Annotated in this window: 15 protein-coding genes; 9 read left to right on the top strand and 6 right to left on the bottom strand. The window is 71.3% G+C overall.

What is annotated here, in order from left to right; all coding sequences use genetic code 11:
- The first annotated feature begins 119 nt into the window (after window positions 1-119).
- From ACIREI_RS11570 to ACIREI_RS11600, 7 genes are all read left to right on the top strand, one after another.
- Entirely contained in the window at window positions 120-575 is a 456-nt protein-coding gene (locus ACIREI_RS11570) for a DUF485 domain-containing protein (RefSeq protein WP_403330554.1), read from the top strand.
- Window positions 576-577: 2 nt separating this feature from the next.
- On the top strand, window positions 578-2,173 hold the full coding sequence (locus ACIREI_RS11575; RefSeq protein WP_403330904.1) for a cation acetate symporter: 1,596 nt from the start codon (window positions 578-580) through the stop codon (window positions 2,171-2,173).
- Between the two features lie 14 nt (window positions 2,174-2,187).
- Window positions 2,188-2,595, top strand: coding sequence for a (2Fe-2S) ferredoxin domain-containing protein (locus ACIREI_RS11580; RefSeq protein ID WP_403330556.1), 408 nt, complete (start codon window positions 2,188-2,190; stop codon window positions 2,593-2,595).
- Between the two features lie 90 nt (window positions 2,596-2,685).
- Window positions 2,686-2,856, top strand: coding sequence for a 50S ribosomal protein L32 (rpmF, locus tag ACIREI_RS11585; RefSeq protein ID WP_062716000.1), 171 nt, complete (start codon window positions 2,686-2,688; stop codon window positions 2,854-2,856).
- 5 nt (window positions 2,857-2,861) lie between these two features.
- A complete protein-coding gene (locus ACIREI_RS11590) occupies window positions 2,862-4,043 on the top strand; it encodes a GTP-binding protein (RefSeq protein ID WP_403330559.1) in 1,182 nt (393 codons plus the stop codon).
- Between the two features lie 109 nt (window positions 4,044-4,152).
- Entirely contained in the window at window positions 4,153-5,538 is a 1,386-nt protein-coding gene (locus ACIREI_RS11595) for an FAD-binding oxidoreductase (protein WP_403330562.1), read from the top strand.
- Between the two features lie 34 nt (window positions 5,539-5,572).
- Entirely contained in the window at window positions 5,573-6,571 is a 999-nt protein-coding gene (locus ACIREI_RS11600; RefSeq protein ID WP_403330565.1) for an LLM class flavin-dependent oxidoreductase, read from the top strand.
- A 24-nt stretch (window positions 6,572-6,595) separates the two neighbouring features.
- Here ACIREI_RS11600 and ACIREI_RS11605 read toward each other — a convergent pair whose 3' ends face one another.
- Window positions 6,596-7,912 (bottom strand): phytase, encoded by a 1,317-nt coding sequence (locus ACIREI_RS11605; RefSeq protein WP_403330568.1) that lies wholly within the window; start codon window positions 7,910-7,912, stop codon window positions 6,596-6,598.
- 164 nt (window positions 7,913-8,076) lie between these two features.
- On the opposite strand from ACIREI_RS11605, the gene ACIREI_RS11610 reads away from it, so the two are divergent.
- Complete coding sequence (locus ACIREI_RS11610) at window positions 8,077-10,413, top strand: ATP-binding cassette domain-containing protein (RefSeq protein WP_403330571.1); 2,337 nt, start codon at window positions 8,077-8,079, stop codon at window positions 10,411-10,413.
- Here ACIREI_RS11610 and ACIREI_RS11615 read toward each other — a convergent pair.
- The 5 genes from ACIREI_RS11615 to ACIREI_RS11635 all read right to left on the bottom strand — a co-directional run bounded on the left by ACIREI_RS11615 (window position 10,403) and on the right by ACIREI_RS11635 (window position 15,867).
- Window positions 10,403-11,413, bottom strand: a complete 1,011-nt coding sequence (locus tag ACIREI_RS11615; protein ID WP_403330574.1) for a lysophospholipid acyltransferase family protein — start codon at window positions 11,411-11,413, stop codon at window positions 10,403-10,405. The genes ACIREI_RS11610 and ACIREI_RS11615 overlap by 11 nt on opposite strands.
- Before the next feature lie 14 nt (window positions 11,414-11,427).
- On the bottom strand, window positions 11,428-12,198 hold the full coding sequence (locus ACIREI_RS11620) for a GNAT family N-acetyltransferase (protein ID WP_403330577.1): 771 nt from the start codon (window positions 12,196-12,198) through the stop codon (window positions 11,428-11,430).
- 303 nt (window positions 12,199-12,501) lie between these two features.
- On the bottom strand, window positions 12,502-13,248 hold the full coding sequence (locus ACIREI_RS11625) for a succinate dehydrogenase/fumarate reductase iron-sulfur subunit (protein WP_403330580.1): 747 nt from the start codon (window positions 13,246-13,248) through the stop codon (window positions 12,502-12,504).
- Window positions 13,245-15,194 carry a fumarate reductase/succinate dehydrogenase flavoprotein subunit gene (locus tag ACIREI_RS11630; protein WP_403330583.1) on the bottom strand — a complete coding sequence of 650 codons (1,950 nt, stop codon included), beginning with the start codon at window positions 15,192-15,194 and terminating at the stop codon, window positions 13,245-13,247. Before ACIREI_RS11630 ends, ACIREI_RS11625 begins: the two co-directional genes overlap by 4 nt.
- Before the next feature lies 1 nt (window position 15,195).
- Complete coding sequence (locus ACIREI_RS11635) at window positions 15,196-15,867, bottom strand: succinate dehydrogenase (protein ID WP_403330907.1); 672 nt, start codon at window positions 15,865-15,867, stop codon at window positions 15,196-15,198.
- 119 nt (window positions 15,868-15,986) lie between these two features.
- On the opposite strand from ACIREI_RS11635, the gene ACIREI_RS11640 reads away from it, so the two are divergent.
- Window positions 15,987-16,871 (top strand): LysR family transcriptional regulator, encoded by an 885-nt coding sequence (locus ACIREI_RS11640; protein ID WP_403330585.1) that lies wholly within the window; start codon window positions 15,987-15,989, stop codon window positions 16,869-16,871.
- Window positions 16,872-16,982: the final 111 nt, after the last annotated feature.

Raw genomic sequence — 16,982 nt, forward strand, 5'->3', positions numbered from 1 at the left:
TTCTTCAAAGAGCCCGCTGCCATACTCCGGCTTCCGGACTCGCCGCCGCTCACCCACTCCCCGTCACAAATCCCGCGCCCCCCGTATGTCCGGCATGCCGCAGCAAAGAAGGTGCGCCTGTGCCCGAGTTTTCACCTTGGCACGACAATTCTTTCACATACAGTTCCCCGAGCAATGAACCCGCGGGACCCGCGCCGTCCCAGCGCATATCCGAAGATCCCGAATTTCACTCACTGCGCCGTGCCCAGCGCAGGTTCGGAGTCCGCGCGACGCTCCTGTCGGTCGGCGGATTCCTGCTCTACGTCCTGCTGTCGCATTCCGTCCCGGGTCTGATGAACCAGCGTCTGCTCGGTCACCTCACGCTCGGTCTCGCCCTGGGGCTCGGGCAGTTCGTCGTGATGGGCGTGACGGCCTGGTGCTATGTCCGGCACATGCGCACCCGGGTGGACCCGCTCGCCCGCGGCCTGGGCTCGCGGCTGGACCAGCACGAGGCCAACTCACTCCGCTCCACCGCGCACCGCGGCGAGAGCCAGCAGACCGTCCAGCCCGGCTCCAGGGGGTACCGCACGTGGTGACCATGTCCGCAGGCATCGTCGACCGGTTCAGCCTGAACCTGACGTTCGTGCTGTTCCTGTCGGTGGTCGTGGTCACGCTGTTCATGGCGCTGCTGACGGCTCCTCAGCGCGACGAGCTCAGCGAGTTCTACCTCGGCAACCGCACCATGTCCCCGCTGCGCAACGGCCTCGCCATGTGCGGCGACTACCTGTCGGCCGCGACGCTGTTGGGCAGTACCGGCCTGGTCGCCCTCACCGGGTACGACGGACTGCTGTACCTCGGCGGCACCGTCGTCGCCTGGATGATGGTGCTGCTGCTCATCGCCGAACCCCTGCGCCGGACCGGCAGGTTCACCCTGGGCGACACACTCGCACTGCGCCTGACCCGGCTCCAGCGCCCGGCGCGGCTCGCCCTCGCCGTGTGCACCCTCGCCATCACCACGCTGTATCTGGTGGCCCAACTCGTCGGCAGCATGGCCCTGTTGACCCAGTTCACCGGCGAACCCAGCGCCGCGACCCGCACCCTGTGCGTGATCGTGATCGGCACCATCGTCATCGTGTACGCCGCGATCGGCGGCGCGCCCGGCGCCACGGTCATCCAGATCATCAAGGCCGTGATGCTGGTGGCCGGCGTGACGGTCACCGCGGTCATGGTGCTCCACCACTACGACTGGAACCCTGGCGCCCTGCTGTCCGCGGCCGCGAACCACAGCGGCACCGGCACACAGTTCCTCGAACCCGGACTGCGCTACGGCGTCAGCACCACCAGCAAGATCGACTTCTTCAGCCTGGAACTGGCCATCGTCCTCGGCCTCGCCGCGCTCCCGCACGTCCTGATGCGCCTGCTCGCCCCGCGCAAGGTCGACGTACTGCGCTCCTCCCTGGTGTGGGCGGTGGGCCTGGTCGGCCTGGTCTGCCTGGCCGCCGGCATCCTGGGCCTCGGCGCCACCGCGATCGTCGGCCGCGAGACCATCTCGGAGACGGACCACAAGGGCGACTCCGCGGTCCTGCTCCTCGCCAACGCCCTCGGCGGCGGCATCCTCACCGCCCTGCTGTCCTGCCTCGCCTTCGTCACGCTGCTCGCCGTCGCGGCCGGCCTCACCCTGGCCGCCGCCTCGTCGCTCGCCCACGACCTGTACGGCGAGGTGATCCGCAAGGGTCGCGCGAGCGAGACCGAGGAGCTGATGGTGGCCCGGCTGTCCGCCGCCGTCATCGGCGTCCTCGCCATGATGCTCGCGCTGATCTCCTGGGGCGCCAACACCGCGACGCTGGCCTTCCTCGCCTTCGCCATCGCGGCGTCCGCGATCCTGCCGACGATCGTGTACACCCTCTTCTGGCGCCGCTTCACGGGCGAGGGGGCGCTGCTCAGCCTCTGGGGCGGACTGGTCTGCTCGGTCCTGCTGGTCCTGTTCTCCCCCGTCGTCTCCTCCGCGCCGGGCTCGTTCTACCCGGAGTCCGACTTCGCCTGGTTCCCGCTGCAGAACCCCGGCATCGTCTCCATCCCGGCGGGCTTCTTCCTCGGCTGGCTCGGCACCGTGCTGAGCAACCGCCAGGAGCCGCAGGAGGACGCCGCCTACGAGGAGTTCGAGGTGCGGATGCTGGTGGGCGCCAAGGAGTAGGGGATGCTTCTGTCATGCCCACTCATACGTTCCTGATCGGCGCCGCCCGCGAGCGCCCCTGCACCCTCGTCGTCTGCCGGGGCTGCTGCTGCGGCAATCCGCGCAAGCACCCCGGCACGGATCACGCCGGGCAGGTGGAGCGGCTGCGCGCGGCCGGGGCCGAGCACGGTTTCCAGGTCCGTACGACCGACTGCCTGGGCCCCTGCGACCAGGCCAACGTGATCGTCGTCCAGCCGTCGGCCGCGGGGCGCCGGGCCGGCGGCCGGGCCACCTGGGTGGGCTTCGCGATGGACGACGAGGGCACGGAGGAGATCGTGCGGTGGGCGGCCGCGGGCGGACCGGGCCTGGCCGACCCGCCGGTCACGCTGGAGCTGCAGTTCATCCGGCCGCCCCGGGACGCGCGGGTGCGGTCACGCCGTTGACCGCCGGCCGGACCACCCGGCCCCGGCAATTGTTAATGGGATCCATTTTCATGTAGCGTCCTCGGTGTTCACCCACCGAGGAGGTCCGTCATGGCTGTCCCCAAGCGGAAGATGTCCCGCAGCAACACCCGCCACCGCCGCGCCCAGTGGAAGGCGAGCACGCCGCAGCTCGTGCCCGTCACCGTCGACGGCGTCAGCCACCTCGTGCCGCAGCACCTGGTCAAGGCGTACGAGCGCGGGCTGCTGCGCCCCGAGGGCTGACGGGAATGCCGTACGAGAGCCGTCTGCCCGTCACCGTCCTGTCCGGTTTCCTCGGGGCGGGCAAGACGACCCTGCTCAACCACGTCCTCGCCAACCGCGAGGGACTGCGCGTCGCGGTCATCGTCAACGACATGAGCGAGATCAACATCGACGCGGCGCTGGTGCGCGGCGGCGAGGCCGCGCTGTCGCGGACCGAGGAGCGCCTGGTCGAGATGACCAACGGCTGCATCTGCTGCACCCTGCGCGACGACCTCCTGACGGAGGTCGACCGGCTCGCCCGCGAGGGCCGCTTCGACCATCTCCTCATCGAGTCGTCCGGCATCTCCGAACCCATGCCGGTCGCGGCCACGTTCGCCTTCGCGCGCGACGACGGAGCCACCCTCGGCGACCTCGCCCTGCTGGACACCATGGTCACGGTCGTCGACGCCGCCGGCTTCCTGACCGAGCTGGACAGCGGCGACGAACTCGCCGAGCGCGGCCTCGACCAGTACGAGGACGACGAGCGCACCGTCAGCGATCTCCTCATCGACCAGGTCGAGTTCGCGGACGTCATCGTCCTGAACAAGCTCGACCTCGTGGACGACATGACGGCGGACCGGCTGCGGGCGGCGCTGGCCCGGCTCAACCCCGCCGCCCGGATCGTCGACACCGTACAGGGGCAGGTGGCGCTCCAAGAGGTGCTCGGCACCCGGCTGTTCGACCTGGAACGCGCCCAGCAGGCCCCGGGCTGGGTGCGGGAACTCAACGGCGACCACGTCCCCGAGACCGAGGAGTACGGGATCTCCTCGACGGTGTTCCGCTCCGAACTTCCTTTCCACCCGGGCCGGTTGTGGACCTTCGTCACGCAGGAGCTCGACAGCGGCGCGTACGGGAAGGTGCTGCGTTCCAAGGGGTTCTTCACCCTCGCCAGTCGGCCGCGGGTGACGGGGCTGTGGTCGCAGGCCGGTGCCGTCGCCCGCTTCGAGCCCAGCGCCGCCCTGGACACCGACGCGCCGTACGCGCAGGAGCTGGTCTTCATCGGCACGCATCTGCGGGCGGATGCGCTCCGGTCCGCCCTGACCGAGTGCCTCCTGAGGGACGGCGAGAGCCTCCCGGCCGCCGACCCGTTCCCCGCCTGGGACACCTACGGCATCGACGACGTCTGCGAGCACGAGCACGCGGCGCCGTCGGACGTCTCCGTGCACTGAGTCCCGCGGCGCCCGGCCTGCCTATTCTGGTGAGGGGGCGGTGCTGCTCGCAGCGCGCGAGAGCTCCGGCGCAGACCCCTACCTCAGGAGCGGAAGGCAGGTGGCGATCATGACCACCTACACGCCGACCTTCGACCACCAGCTGCTGGAGCGGCTGCGCGGGGCCGTACGCGGTGAGATCGTCGAGCCCGGCGATCCGGGTTACGACGAGGCCCGCAAGGTCTACAACGCGATGCACGACAGGCGGCCCGCGATCATCGTGCGGGCGGTCGACGCGGGCGACGTCATCGCGACGGTGGACTTCGCCCGCGACCAGGGCCTGGCGCTCGCCGTGCGCGGCGGCAGCCACAGCGTCCCCGGCTACGGGACCTGCGACGGCGGTGTCGTCCTCGACCTCGGCCTGATGCGCGGTATCCGCGTCGACCCCGAGACGCGGACAGCCTGGGTGGAGGGCGGCTGCACCTGGGCGGACGTCAACCACGCCACGTACGCCTTCGGGCTGGCCACCACGGGCGGAATGGTCTCCACGACAGGCGTCGGCGGCCTGACGACGGGCGGCGGCATGGGGTACCTGGTCCGGCGCTGCGGTCTGGCCTGCGACAACCTGGCCTCGGTGGACCTGGTGACGGCCGACGGACACTTCGTGACCTGCACCGCCGAGCACAACAGCGACCTGTTGTGGGCCGTGCGCGGGGGCGGTGGCAATTTCGGGGTCGTGACGTCGTTCGCGTTCCGGCTGCACCCGGTCGCCGACATCCTCGGCGGACCGACGTTCTTCCCGCTCGACAGCGACGTGATCCGCCGCTATCGGGACATGGTCGGCGAGGCGGACGACGACCTCGGCGCGCTGCTCGTCGTCGGGCTCGGGCCCCCGGTGCCGTTCCTGCCCGAGCGCTGGCACGGACGGCCGCTGTGCGGCGTGATCGCCTGCTGGACCGGGTCGCAGGACGAGGACGACCGGATCCGGGGCCGCCTCGCCGCGGTCGGGCCGGTGCTGGGTCAGTATCTGGAGCGCATCCCCTACCCGGTGATCAACACCCTCTTCGACGACCTGGTGCCACCGGGGCTCTACCACTACTGGAAGGGCACGTTCACCCAGGGCCTGTCCGACGGTGCCATCGAGGCCTGCGTCGAGTACGGCGCCGCCACCCCGTCCATCCAGAGCGTCACGGTCGGCATCCCCCTCGACGGCGCCTGCCACCGCGTGGGTCCGGAGGAGACCGCCTTCTCCTACCGGGACGCCGACTACTCGTTCGCACTCAGCGGGACCCTCACGACCCGTGCGGACTGCGAGGCCCAGAAGGACTGGGTGCGCGGCTTCCACCAGGCACTCGAACCGCACTCCATGGGGGGCGGCTACGTCAACTTCATCGACCACGACGACCAGAACCGCGTCCAGGCCAACTACCGCGCGAACTACGCCCGTCTCAGGGACCTGAAACGGCGCTACGACCCGGGAAACCTGTTCCGCCTCAACCACAACATCGCACCGTGAGGAATCCGGCGGGCTCCCAGGTGTTGAACCCGGTATGAGTTCCGTGATCGCCGCGACCCGCTTCTCCGTCCTCGACCGCTCCCGCACCCGCGAGGGCCACCCGAACGGAGAGGCGCTGCGCGACACCGTACGGCTGGCGCAGGAGATCGAGGCGCTCGGCTACCACCGCATCTGGGTCTCGGAACACCACGGCGTACCCGGTGTCGCCGGCTCGGCGCCGACCGTGCTGGCCGCCGCCGTCGCGTCCGCGACCCGCACCATCCGGGTCGGGACCGGCGGGGTGATGCTGCCCAACCACCGACCGCTGGTCGTGGCCGAGCAGTTCGGCGTCCTGGAGTCCCTCTTCCCGGGCCGTATCGACATGGGGCTGGGGCGGTCCGTCGGCTTCACGGACGGGGTGCGCAGGGCGCTCGGGCGGGACAAGGGGGACGCGGAGGACTTCGCGGCGCAGATCCAGGAGCTGCTCGGCTGGTTCCTCGGCGCCTCGCCCACGGGGGTGCACGCGCGGCCCGCCGAGGGCCTGACCGTGCCGCCGTTCGTGCTGGCCATGGGCGAGGGCGCGGACATCGCGGCCCGCGCGGGCCTGCCGATGGTCATCGGTGACTTCCGCGACCGGGCCAGGATGCGGAGCGGCATCGACCACTACCGCGACCACTTCCGCCCCTCCCCCTGGGCGAGCGAGCCGTACGTCGTGATCTCCGGCACGGTCGCGGTGGCCGCCACGCCCGAGGAAGCCCGGCGTCTGCTGGTCCCGGAGGCCTGGTCGATGGCCCACTCGCGCACGCACGGCACCTTCCCGCCGCTCCCGCCCGCCGAGCGCGTCGAGGCGCTCACGATGACCGCCAAAGAGCGCGGCTTCTACGAGAGCGGCCTCACCGGACACATCGCGGGCACGGAGGAACAGGTCGCGCACGAGCTGGAGACGGTGCTGAAGGAGACGGGCGCGCAGGAGGTGCTGGTCACGACCAGTACGTACGACCGGGATGCCCTGGTGGACTCCTACCGGCGGCTCGCCCGGATCGTCCGGGCATGATCCGGGCGAGCCGCCGGTCACGGGTCAGTCCGTGTCGCGCGGGTCGAACGACCGGGTGTCGATCGTCAGCCGCTGCGGGAACGCGGTGGCCACCGACTCCCAGCCCGTCAGCTTGAAGTTCGTGCCCTCCCGGTCGCCGTCCACGGGCGTGGCCTCCCCGTCGTGGGTGACGAGCAGGCCCTTGGGGAAGGACCGGCCGAGCGGGACGTTGACCACGGTGGCGCCGTCGGAGTGCTGCACCCCGTCGGTGGCGGCGCCGTCGGTGACGGCGAAGGAGCCGAGGTAGGCGTTGCGGCCCTGGCGCTCGTACACGGCGAAGGTGTTGTCGCCCTGGCTGGAGGCGAGCAGGTAGCCCTTGCCGTCGGCGGCGTGGTAGATCGCGGCGCCCTCGGCGTCGGCGCTCAGGTGCTCACCGCCGAAGCCGGGGTCGTGGGCGGTGTCGAGGACGCACTCCTCTTCCTGGGCGTCGTAGGTCCACGGGGTGCCGTACTCCCGTACCCGGTCGATCAGCTCGGGCCGGTCGAACTCCTCGTCGTCGAGGTCGACCCGCCACAGCCCGACGTCCTCCTGGGCCGCGTACAGGACGTGCTGCTCCTGGTCCACGACCATGCCCTCGACCTGTGCGTGGTCACCCGGGTCGGCGCACGGCGTCCAGCTCGTGCCGTTCGGCAGGGTGAAGGAGGCGGGCAGGTCGAGGGTGTCCTCCGTCTTGTAGCCGACGCGGCCGTCGCGGTCCTCCAGCTGGAGCAGCCGTACCCGGGTCTCCGACCGGCGCGACACGGCGACGTACGCGTTGTCGTCGTCGCTGAAGGCGGCCAGCCCGTAGGCGGTGCGCTGGTCGTCGACCTCGGCCTCGCTCGCGGAGAAGACCGGCGCGGCGTCGGCCGCCGTCACGTCCTTCAGCGGGGGCCTGCCCGCCGCCACGGCGGCCGGGTCGATCGCGTAGGCCCGGATCCGGTCCCGGCCGCGGTCGCTGACCAGGGCCAAGTCGGTCTTCCTGCCACCCAGTTCGAAGCCGTGGACGACGTCGACGTTGTTGAAGCGGCCGGGCGCGGCGTCGTCGTTCGGGGCCTCGGGCGCCGCGATGTGCTGGAGCCGTCTGCCGTCGAGGCCGTACACGTCGAGGCCGGCCTCCTTGAGGGTGCCGATCACGATGCTGCGGCCCGGGTGGTCGGGGTCGACCCAGACGGCCGGGTCGTCGGCGTCGGCGTTGCCGCCCGCCTCGTCGTCGTACACGGCAGGCGTCTCGACGCGGGCGGAGACGGCGACCGGCTGCGGGGCGGCGGCGCCCGAGACCATCAGCAGTGCGGCGGTGAGACTGCTCAAAGCTGAAACGCTCACGATACTCCTCGGTAGGAAGAGAGACTGGCGAGACGTTATGGGCGCCCGGTGTGAGTGAGCCGACGGCCTCGTGAACATCAGGTGGCTCGAACGGACGAGCGTCTGGTTCGCATAGAATCGCGGGGTTTGCCCATACCCGACTCGCGCCTCCGGAGCTCGTACCCATGCATTCCCCGCACGACCCGTACGTCCGTGTCCGCGGCGCCCGTGAGCACAACCTCAAGGGCGTGGACGTCGACATTCCGCGGGACGTGCTGACCGTGTTCACCGGCGTGTCCGGTTCCGGGAAGTCGTCGCTCGCCTTCGGCACGATCTACGCGGAGGCACAGCGCCGCTACTTCGAGTCGGTCGCGCCGTACGCACGCCGGCTGATCCACCAGGTCGGGGCGCCGAAGGTCGGTGAGATCAGCGGCCTTCCGCCCGCCGTGTCGCTCCAGCAGCGCCGCTCGGCGCCGACGTCCCGCTCGTCCGTCGGCACGGTCACCAACCTCTCCAACTCCCTGCGGATGCTGTTCTCCCGCGCGGGCGACCACCCGCCGGGCGCCGAGCGGCTCGACTCGGACGCCTTCTCGCCCAACACGGCGGCGGGGGCGTGCCCGGAGTGTCACGGGCTGGGCCAAGTGCACCGTACGACCGAGGAGTTGCTGGTCCCCGACCCGTCGCTGTCGGTCCGGGAGGGCGCGATCGCCGCGTGGCCGGGGGCCTGGCAGGGCAAGAACCTGCGCGACATCCTCGACGCGCTCGGCCACGACGTCGACCGGCCCTGGCGCGAGCTGCCCGCCGAGCAGCGCGAGTGGATCCTGTTCACCGACGAGCAGCCGGTCGTCACCGTCCACCCGGTGCGTGACGCCGACCGCATCCAACGGCCGTACCAGGGCACGTACATGAGCGCCCGGCGGTACGTCATGAAGACCTTCTCCGACTCCAAGAGCCCCACCCTCAGGGCGAAGGCGGAACGCTTCCTCGCCTCCGCGCCCTGTCCGGCGTGCGGCGGCAGCAGGCTGCGGCCCGAGGCGCTGGCGGTGACCTTCGCCGGCCGGACGATCGCCGAGCTGGCCGCGCTGCCGTTGACGGAGCTGGCGGGCGTGCTGGACGGCGAAGCCTCGTCGGAGACGGCCCGGGTCCTCACCGGCGACCTCAAGTCCCGTATCGCACCCGTCGTCGAACTCGGCCTCGGCTACCTCGCCCTCGACCGCGCCACGCCCACGCTGTCGGCGGGCGAACTGCAGCGCCTGCGGCTCGCGACCCAGCTGCGGTCCGGGCTCTTCGGTGTCGTGTACGTCCTCGACGAGCCGTCCGCGGGACTGCACCCGGCGGACACGGAGGCGCTGCTGACGGTGCTGGCGCGGCTGAAGGCGGCCGGGAACACGGTGTTCGTGGTCGAGCATCACCTCGACGTCGTGCGCGGCGCCGACTGGCTGGTCGACGTGGGGCCGCGTGCGGGTGAGCACGGCGGGGAGGTGCTGTACAGCGGGCCGGTGGCCGAGCTGGCGGCGGTCGAGGAGTCGGCGACGGCGCGTTTCCTGTTCGACGAGGCCCCCGCAACCGTACGCCAAGTCCGCGTCCCGTACGGCCAGTTGAAGGTCGGACCGGTCACCCGGCACAATCTGCGCGGGGTGACCGCAGAGTTCCCCCTCGGGGTGTTCACGGCCGTCACCGGTGTCTCCGGCTCGGGCAAGTCCACGCTCATCGGCGAGATCACCGAGGACCTCGCGGGCGTGGGCCGCCTGGTGTCGGTCGACCAGAAGCCGATCGGCCGCACCCTGCGCTCCAACCTCGCCACCTACACCGGCCTGTTCGACGTCGTGCGCAAGGTGTTCGCGGCCACCGACGAGGCGCGGGAGCGCGGTTACGGTGTCGGGCGCTTCTCCTTCAATGTCGCCGGGGGGCGCTGCGAGACCTGTCAGGGTGAGGGGTTCGTCAGCGTCGAGCTGCTGTTCCTGCCGAGCACGTACGCGCCGTGCCCGGACTGCGGCGGGGCGCGCTACAACCCCGAGACGCTCCAAGTGGCGTACCGGGGACGGAACATCGCGCAGGTGCTGGACCTCACGGTCGAGTCGGCCGCGGACTTCTTCGCGGACACTCCGGCCGTGGCCCGCAGTCTCGGCACCCTGCTCGACGTCGGTCTCGGCTACCTGCGGCTCGGCCAGCCCGCCACCGAGCTGTCCGGCGGTGAGGCCCAGCGCATCAAGCTGGCGAGTGAGCTCCAGCGCGGCCGTCGCGGCCACACCCTCTACCTCCTCGACGAGCCGACGACCGGGCTCCACCCGGCCGACGTCGAGGTGCTCATGCGCCAGTTGCACGGGCTGGTCGACGCCGGGCACACCGTCGTCGTGGTCGAGCACGACATGTCCGTCGTGGCGGGCGCGGACTGGGTGATCGACCTGGGGCCGGGCGGCGGCGGGGCGGGCGGACGCGTCGTGGCGGCGGGTCCGCCCGCTCAGGTGGCGCGGACGAGAGGCAGCGCGACCGCGCCGTATCTCGCCCGGGTCATGCCGTAAGGGCCTCGCGCGCCAGGACCGACGGCGGCTGTGCGGCGCCGGCGCTGTGCGCCGTGCGGACAGCGCCGGGCACCGGGAAGGGCACGGTGCGCCGCGGGCCGGTGACCTGGACCTGCCGCCCGCCGCCCAGCGCGGACACTTCGGCCGCCCGGGCCAGGGAACGGCGGTCGGTGCCGCTGCCCGGCGCTATCGGCTCCCGCACCTGCGCCTCGGCGACCAGCTCGCGTGCCCGCACCACCCGCCACACCGAGGTGAGCAGCGAGTCCTCGCCGACGAAGGCGGCCGCCGTGCCGGGCGCGCCCTGGGCCGTCCGGTAGTGCAGGCGGACCGGCTGGACGGGGACGCCCGCGTCGAGGGCTGCCTGGAAGGCGGCCCGGCGAAAGTGGCCCTGGGCGCGGCCGCACCAGGTGCTGCCCTCGGGGAACACGGCGACCGCTTCGCCGCCCCGCAGCGCCTCGGCGATCCGGGCCACCGTCTCGGGCAGGGCGCGGATACGGTCCCGGTCGATGAACAGGGCGCCGCTGCGGGCGGTCAGCCACCCCGCCACCGGCCACTGCCGGATCTCCGACTTGGCGAGCATCCTGGCGGGGCGCACGGCGGCGAGCAGCGGGATGTCCAGCCAGGAGACGTGGTTGGCGACGAGCAGCAGCCCGCCGTCGGGCGCGGCACCGCCGTCGATGCGGACCCGGACTCCCGAGGCCCGCACGACCCAGCGGCACCAGCGCTGGATGAGTTCCGCGGGTATGCGTCCGCCGAGCGGGATGGCCAGGCACCCGACGACCAGCAGGAACAGGACCGCCGCGAGCCGCAGGGCGGCCAGGGGTACGGCCCTGGCCGGTCCCGTCACGTCCACGCACGTGTGCGGGGTGCAGGGCGCGCTGGGCCGCCAGAGGGTCGCCGACTCGGCGGCGTGGGCGGCTGCGGCCGGTGCGCCGGCCGCCCCGGCCGTGGGCGCGGTCACCGTGGGCAGACCCACGGCACCGAGGGAGTGGGTGCTCATGGCCGCCACGTCCCTCACGCCGGGACGAGGGAGAGGAAGTGCCGCAGATAGCGCGGGTTGACCCGGCGCATCGACAGCAGCACGTACATGTCGGCGACCCCGAACTCCGGGTCGTGGGCGGGCTCGCCGCACACCCAGGCGCCGAGGCGGAGGTAGCCGCGCAGGAGGGCGGGGAGTTCGGTGCGGGTGGCCGGGGCGGAGGTGGCCGGCTGCCAGGGGCGCAGCGGTCGTACGCGGTACTCCTCCGGGGCCAGGTGCTTGGCCTGTACGCGGTCCCAGGTCGCGGCGGCGAGCGTGCCGCCGTCGGCCAGCGGGATGGAGCAGCAGCCGGCCAGCCACTCGTGGCCGCGGTCGATCATGTAGCGGGCGATGCCGGCCCAGATGAGGCTGATGACGGCGCCGTCGCGGTGGTCGGGGTGGACGCAGGAGCGGCCGACCTCGACCAGGTTCGGGCGCAGGGCGTCGATGCGGGTGAGGTCGAACTCGCCCTCGGAGTACAGCCGGCCCGCGACCGCGGCCCGCTCCGGCGGCAGCAGGCGGTAGGTGCCGACGACCTGCCCGGACACCTCCTCGCGGACCAGCAGGTGGTCGCAGTACGCGTCGAAGGCATCGATGTCGAGGCCCGGCTGCGGGGTGGACAGCAGGGCCCCCATCTCGCCGGCGAAGACCTCGTGCCGCAGCCGCTGGGCGGCGCGCACGTCCTCCTCGTCGCGGGCGAGGCCGACGGTGTAGCGGGTGGGTGCCGTGGGCTGCGGGGGGCGTTCGACGGTCAGTACGCCGGTCATGGCTTACTCCTGGTCACGGGCCGGGGACGGCGAGCGGAGAGCGGTGGGAGCGATGCGATGTGCCGCCCCTGTTCTTCCGATGCCGGTTGGCCTGTGCGTGACCGGTGCCAGGAGAGTGGATGTGCGAATGTTGAACGGCGTGGGCTGGTACCGGCCGTCCATCTTCCGGTGCCCGTCCGGTCAGTCGGGCGCTCCGGTGCCGTTCACCTGGCGGCGCGACAACGCGAGACGGGGCCGGGGAGCACCACTCCCGGCCCCGCCCGTCCGCACCTGTCGGCGAACGTCTGCTGTGCGGCTGCCCTGTTACCGCTTCACCTTCCGCGTGGCCCGCAGCCACTCCTTGTTCATGCCGGTGATGGACATGAGCGGGATGCCCTTGGGGCAGGCGGTGGCGCACTCACCGGTGAGCGTGCAGCCTCCGAAGCCCTCGTCGTCCATCTGCGCCACCATGTCGAGCACTCGCGTCTCCCGCTCGGGAGCCCCCTGCGGCAGCACGTTGAGATGGTTGATCTTGGCGGAGGTGAACAGCATCGCCGCCCCGTTCGGACAGGCGGCGACACACGCCCCGCACCCGATGCACTCGGCGTGCTCGAACGCGAAGTCGGCATCCGGCTTCGGCACCGGCGTGGCGTGCGCTTCGGGAGCCGCCCCCGTCGGGGCGGTGATGTACCCACCGGCCTGGATGATCCGGTCGAACGCGGACCGGTCCACGACCAGGTCCTTGATCACCGGGAACGCGGACGCCCGCCACGGCTCGATGTCGATCGTGTCGCCGTCGTTGAACGACCGCATGTGCAACTGACACGTGGTCGTCCGCTCGGGCCCGTGCGCATCGCCGTTGATCACGAGCGAGCACGCGCCGCAGATGCCCTCACGGCAGTCGTGGTCGAAGGCGACCGGGTCCTCGCCCCTGAGGATGAGCTCCTCGTTGAGGGTGTCGAGCATCTCCAGGAAGGACATGTCGGAGGAGATCCCGTCCACCTCGTACGTGGACATGGCACCTTCGGCGTCGGCGTTCTTCTGCCGCCAGACGCGCAGGGTGAGCTTCATGCGTAGCTCCGCTGGGTGGGGTGGACGTACTCGAAGACCAGGTCTTCCTTGTGCAGGACGGGAGAGGCACCGGTCGCGGTGAACTCCCAGGCGGCCGCGTAGGCGAACTCCTCGTCCCTGCGGGCCGCTTCGCCGTCCGGCGTCTGCGACTCCTCGCGGAAGTGGCCGCCGCAGGACTCGGAGCGGTGCAGCGCGTCGAGGCACATGAGCTCGGCGAGCTCCAGGTAGTCGACGACGCGGTTGGCCTTCTCCAGTGACTGGTTGAACTCCTCGCCGGTGCCCGGCACCTTGATGCGCCGCCAGAACTCCTCGCGGATCTGCGGGATGCGTTCCAGGGCCTTGCGCAGCCCGCTGTCGGTGCGGGCCATGCCGCAGAACTCCCACATCAGCTCGCCCACCTCACGGTGGAAGGAGTCGGGGGTGCGGTCGCCGTCGACGGACAGGAGCAGGTTGAGCCGGTCCTCCGTCTCCGCCAACACCTCCTGTACGACGGGGTGTTCGGCGGTGACGGCCTCGTGGTGCGGGTTGCGGGCGAGGTAGTCGTTGATGGTCGCCGGCAGCACGAAGTAGCCGTCGGCCAGGCCCTGCATCAGCGCGGAGGCGCCGAGGCGGTTGGCGCCGTGGTCGGAGAAGTTGGCCTCGCCGATCGCGAAGAGACCCGGGATGGTGGTCTGGAGGTCGTAGTCCACCCACAGGCCGCCCATCGTGTAGTGCACGGCCGGGTAGATCCGCATGGGCACCTCGTACGGATCCTCGTCGGTGATCCGCTGGTACATGTCGAAGAGGTTGCCGTACTTGGCCTCCACGGCCCCCCGCCCCATGCGCTTGATGGCGTCGGCGAAGTCGAGGTAGACACCCTGCCCGCCGGGCCCGACGCCCCGCCCCTCGTCGCAGACGTTCTTCGCGGCGCGGGAGGCGATGTCGCGCGGGACCAGGTTGCCGAAGGACGGGTAGATGCGCTCCAGGTAGTAGTCGCGCTCGTCCTCGGGGATCTTGTTCGCGGGACGGTCGTCGCCCTTGGCCTTCGGCACCCAGATCCGGCCGTCGTTGCGCAGCGACTCGCTCATCAGCGTCAGCTTGGACTGGTGGTCGCCGGTGCGCGGGATGCACGTGGGGTGGATCTGTGTGAAGCAGGGGTTGGCGAAGTAGGCGCCGCGCCGGTGGGCCCGCCAGATGGCGGTGGCGTTGGAGTTCATGGCGTTCGTCGACAGGTAGAAGACGTTGCCGTAGCCGCCGGAGGCCAGCACCACCGCGTCCGCGAAGTACGTGTCGATCTTGCCCGTGATGAGATCCCGGGCCACGATCCCGCGCGCCCGTCCGTCGACGACGATCAGGTCGAGCATCTCGGTACGCGGGTGCATCTCGATGTTCCCGGCGGCGATCTGCCTGCTGAGTGCCTGGTAGGCGCCGAGCAGCAGCTGCTGGCCCGTCTGGCCGCGGGCGTAGAAGGTCCGGGACACCTGGACGCCGCCGAAGGAGCGCGTGTCGAGCAGGCCGCCGTACTCGCGGGCGAAGGGCACGCCCTGCGCGACGCACTGGTCGATGATCTCGACGGAGATCTGCGCGAGCCGGTGCACGTTCGACTCGCGGGCCCGGAAGTCGCCGCCCTTGACGGTGTCGTAGAACAGCCGGTGGATGGAGTCGCCGTCGTTGCGGTAGTTCTTCGCCGCGTTGATACCGCCCTGCGCGGCGATCGAGTGGGCGCGGCGCGGGGAGTCCTGGTAGCAGAACTGGACGACGTGGTAGCCCTGTTCGGCGAGGGTGGCGCCCGCGGAGCCGCCGGCCAGCCCCGTCCCCACCACGATCACCGTGTGCTTGCGCCGGTTGGCGGGGTTGACCAGCTTCGCTTCGAAGCGGCGCTTGTCCCAGCGCTCGCCGACCGGGCCCGACGGTGCCTTGCCGTCGACGACCGGCTCACCGGTGCTGTAGTCCGCGTAGGTTGTCATGTCAGCTCACCACTCCGGTCATGACGCCCACGGGTACGGCGATGAAGCCGACCGTGAGCAGCAGCGCGAGTACGTTGGCCGTGGCCTTCAGAGCGCGGTCGCGGGTACGGCTGCCGGCGCCGAGGGTCTGGGCGGCGCTCCAGAACCCGTGCCGGATGTGCAGGCCGAGGGCGAGCATCGCGACGATGTAGATGACGTTGCCGTACCAGGTGGAGAAGGTGTCCACGACGTTCTGGTACGGGTGGCCCTCCTGGAAGCCGCCGGGGTGCACGGTGCCGGTCGTCAGGTCGAGTATGTGCCAGACGATGAAGAGGCCGAGGATGATGCCGCCCCAGCGCATGGTGCGGGTCGCGTAGGAGGCCCGCGGCTTCTTGTGCACGTACTTGCTGGGGCGTGCCTTGATGTCGCGGCGGCTGAGCTGGTACGCCGAGGTGGCGTGGGCGACCACGGCGACGACCAGCACGATCCGGACGAGCCAGAGCGTCCACTCGTAGTGCATGAAGGGCTCGCCGACGGTGCGCAGCCAGTGCGCGTAGTGGTTGAACTCGCCCGCCCCGAAGAAGATCTTCAGGTTTCCGATCATGTGGACGACCAGGTACAGCAGCATGATCAGCCCGCTGACCGCCATCACGGTCTTCTTGCCGACGGTGGAGTCCCACACCGTGCGTGCCATGGACGGCCGTCGATCCGTCCGCGTTGCCAGAGCCATGGACAGGACGCTAGGGCCGAACGTCCCTATCGGTCCAAGACATGGTCCGGCTCGTTTCGATAGGCACTGGCTATGCTGACTGAATGCAGTTCCAGCAGCTCCAGTACTTCGTGGCGGTCGCCGAGACCCGGCACTTCACCCGGGCCGCCGACCTGGTGCATGTCGCGCAGCCCTCGCTGTCGCAGCAGATCAAGGCGCTGGAGCGGGAGTTGGGCGCGGACCTGTTCCTGCGGGCGCGCGGCAACATCACGCTGACGGACGCCGGGGAGGCCCTGCTGCCGCTGGCCCGGCGCATCCTCGCCGACGCGGACACCGCACGGCACGAGGTGCAGGAGCTGGTGCAGCTGCGTCAGGGCCGGGTCCGGCTGGGCGCGACCCCGAGCCTGTGCACGGGCCTGCTCCCGGACGTGCTGCGCGCCTTCCACGACCGCTATCCCGGCATCCAGCTGCTGATCGAGGAGGGCGGCTCGCACGACCTGGTACGGGAGCTGGCGCGCGGCGCCCTCGACCTCGCGCTGGTCGTCCTGCCCCTGCCATCCCCGTCCCCCGCGCTGACCACGGTGGAGCTGCTGCGCGAGGACCTGGTGGTCGTCTCCTCACCCGAGGCGCCCCGCCCCGGCGACGGCCGTCGCACCGTGCGCATCGCCGACCTGGAGGGCGAACGCCTGGTGATGTTCCGGCACGGCTACGACCTGCGCGAACTGACCGTGGCCGCGTGTCGCTCCGCAGGGTTCGAGCCGGATTTCGCGGTGGAGGGTGGGGAGATGGACGCGGTGTTGGGGTTTGTGCGCGCCGGGCTGGGCGTGGCCGTGGTTCCACGCATGGTGGCGGCCCGGTCGGGCCGGGGGCTACGGGTCACCCCGCTGGCCCGGCCCGGCCTGCACCGGACGATCGCGCTGGCCCACCGCAGCGATGTGGCTCCGCCTCGGGCCGCCAGGGAGTTGCAGCGGATGTTGCTCGAGAGGTGAGTGTGGGTTCGTTCCCGGAAGCGCCGTTGAAACAAGAGCGACGTTCGGGTCTGCCGGTTCGTCGTGGTTGATCGCGCCCGCGCGGCGGAGCCGCACATCGACACAGCCCCG

Source organism: Streptomyces sp. NPDC093591 (genome assembly GCF_044764885.1).
Lineage (GTDB): Bacteria > Actinomycetota > Actinomycetes > Streptomycetales > Streptomycetaceae > Streptomyces.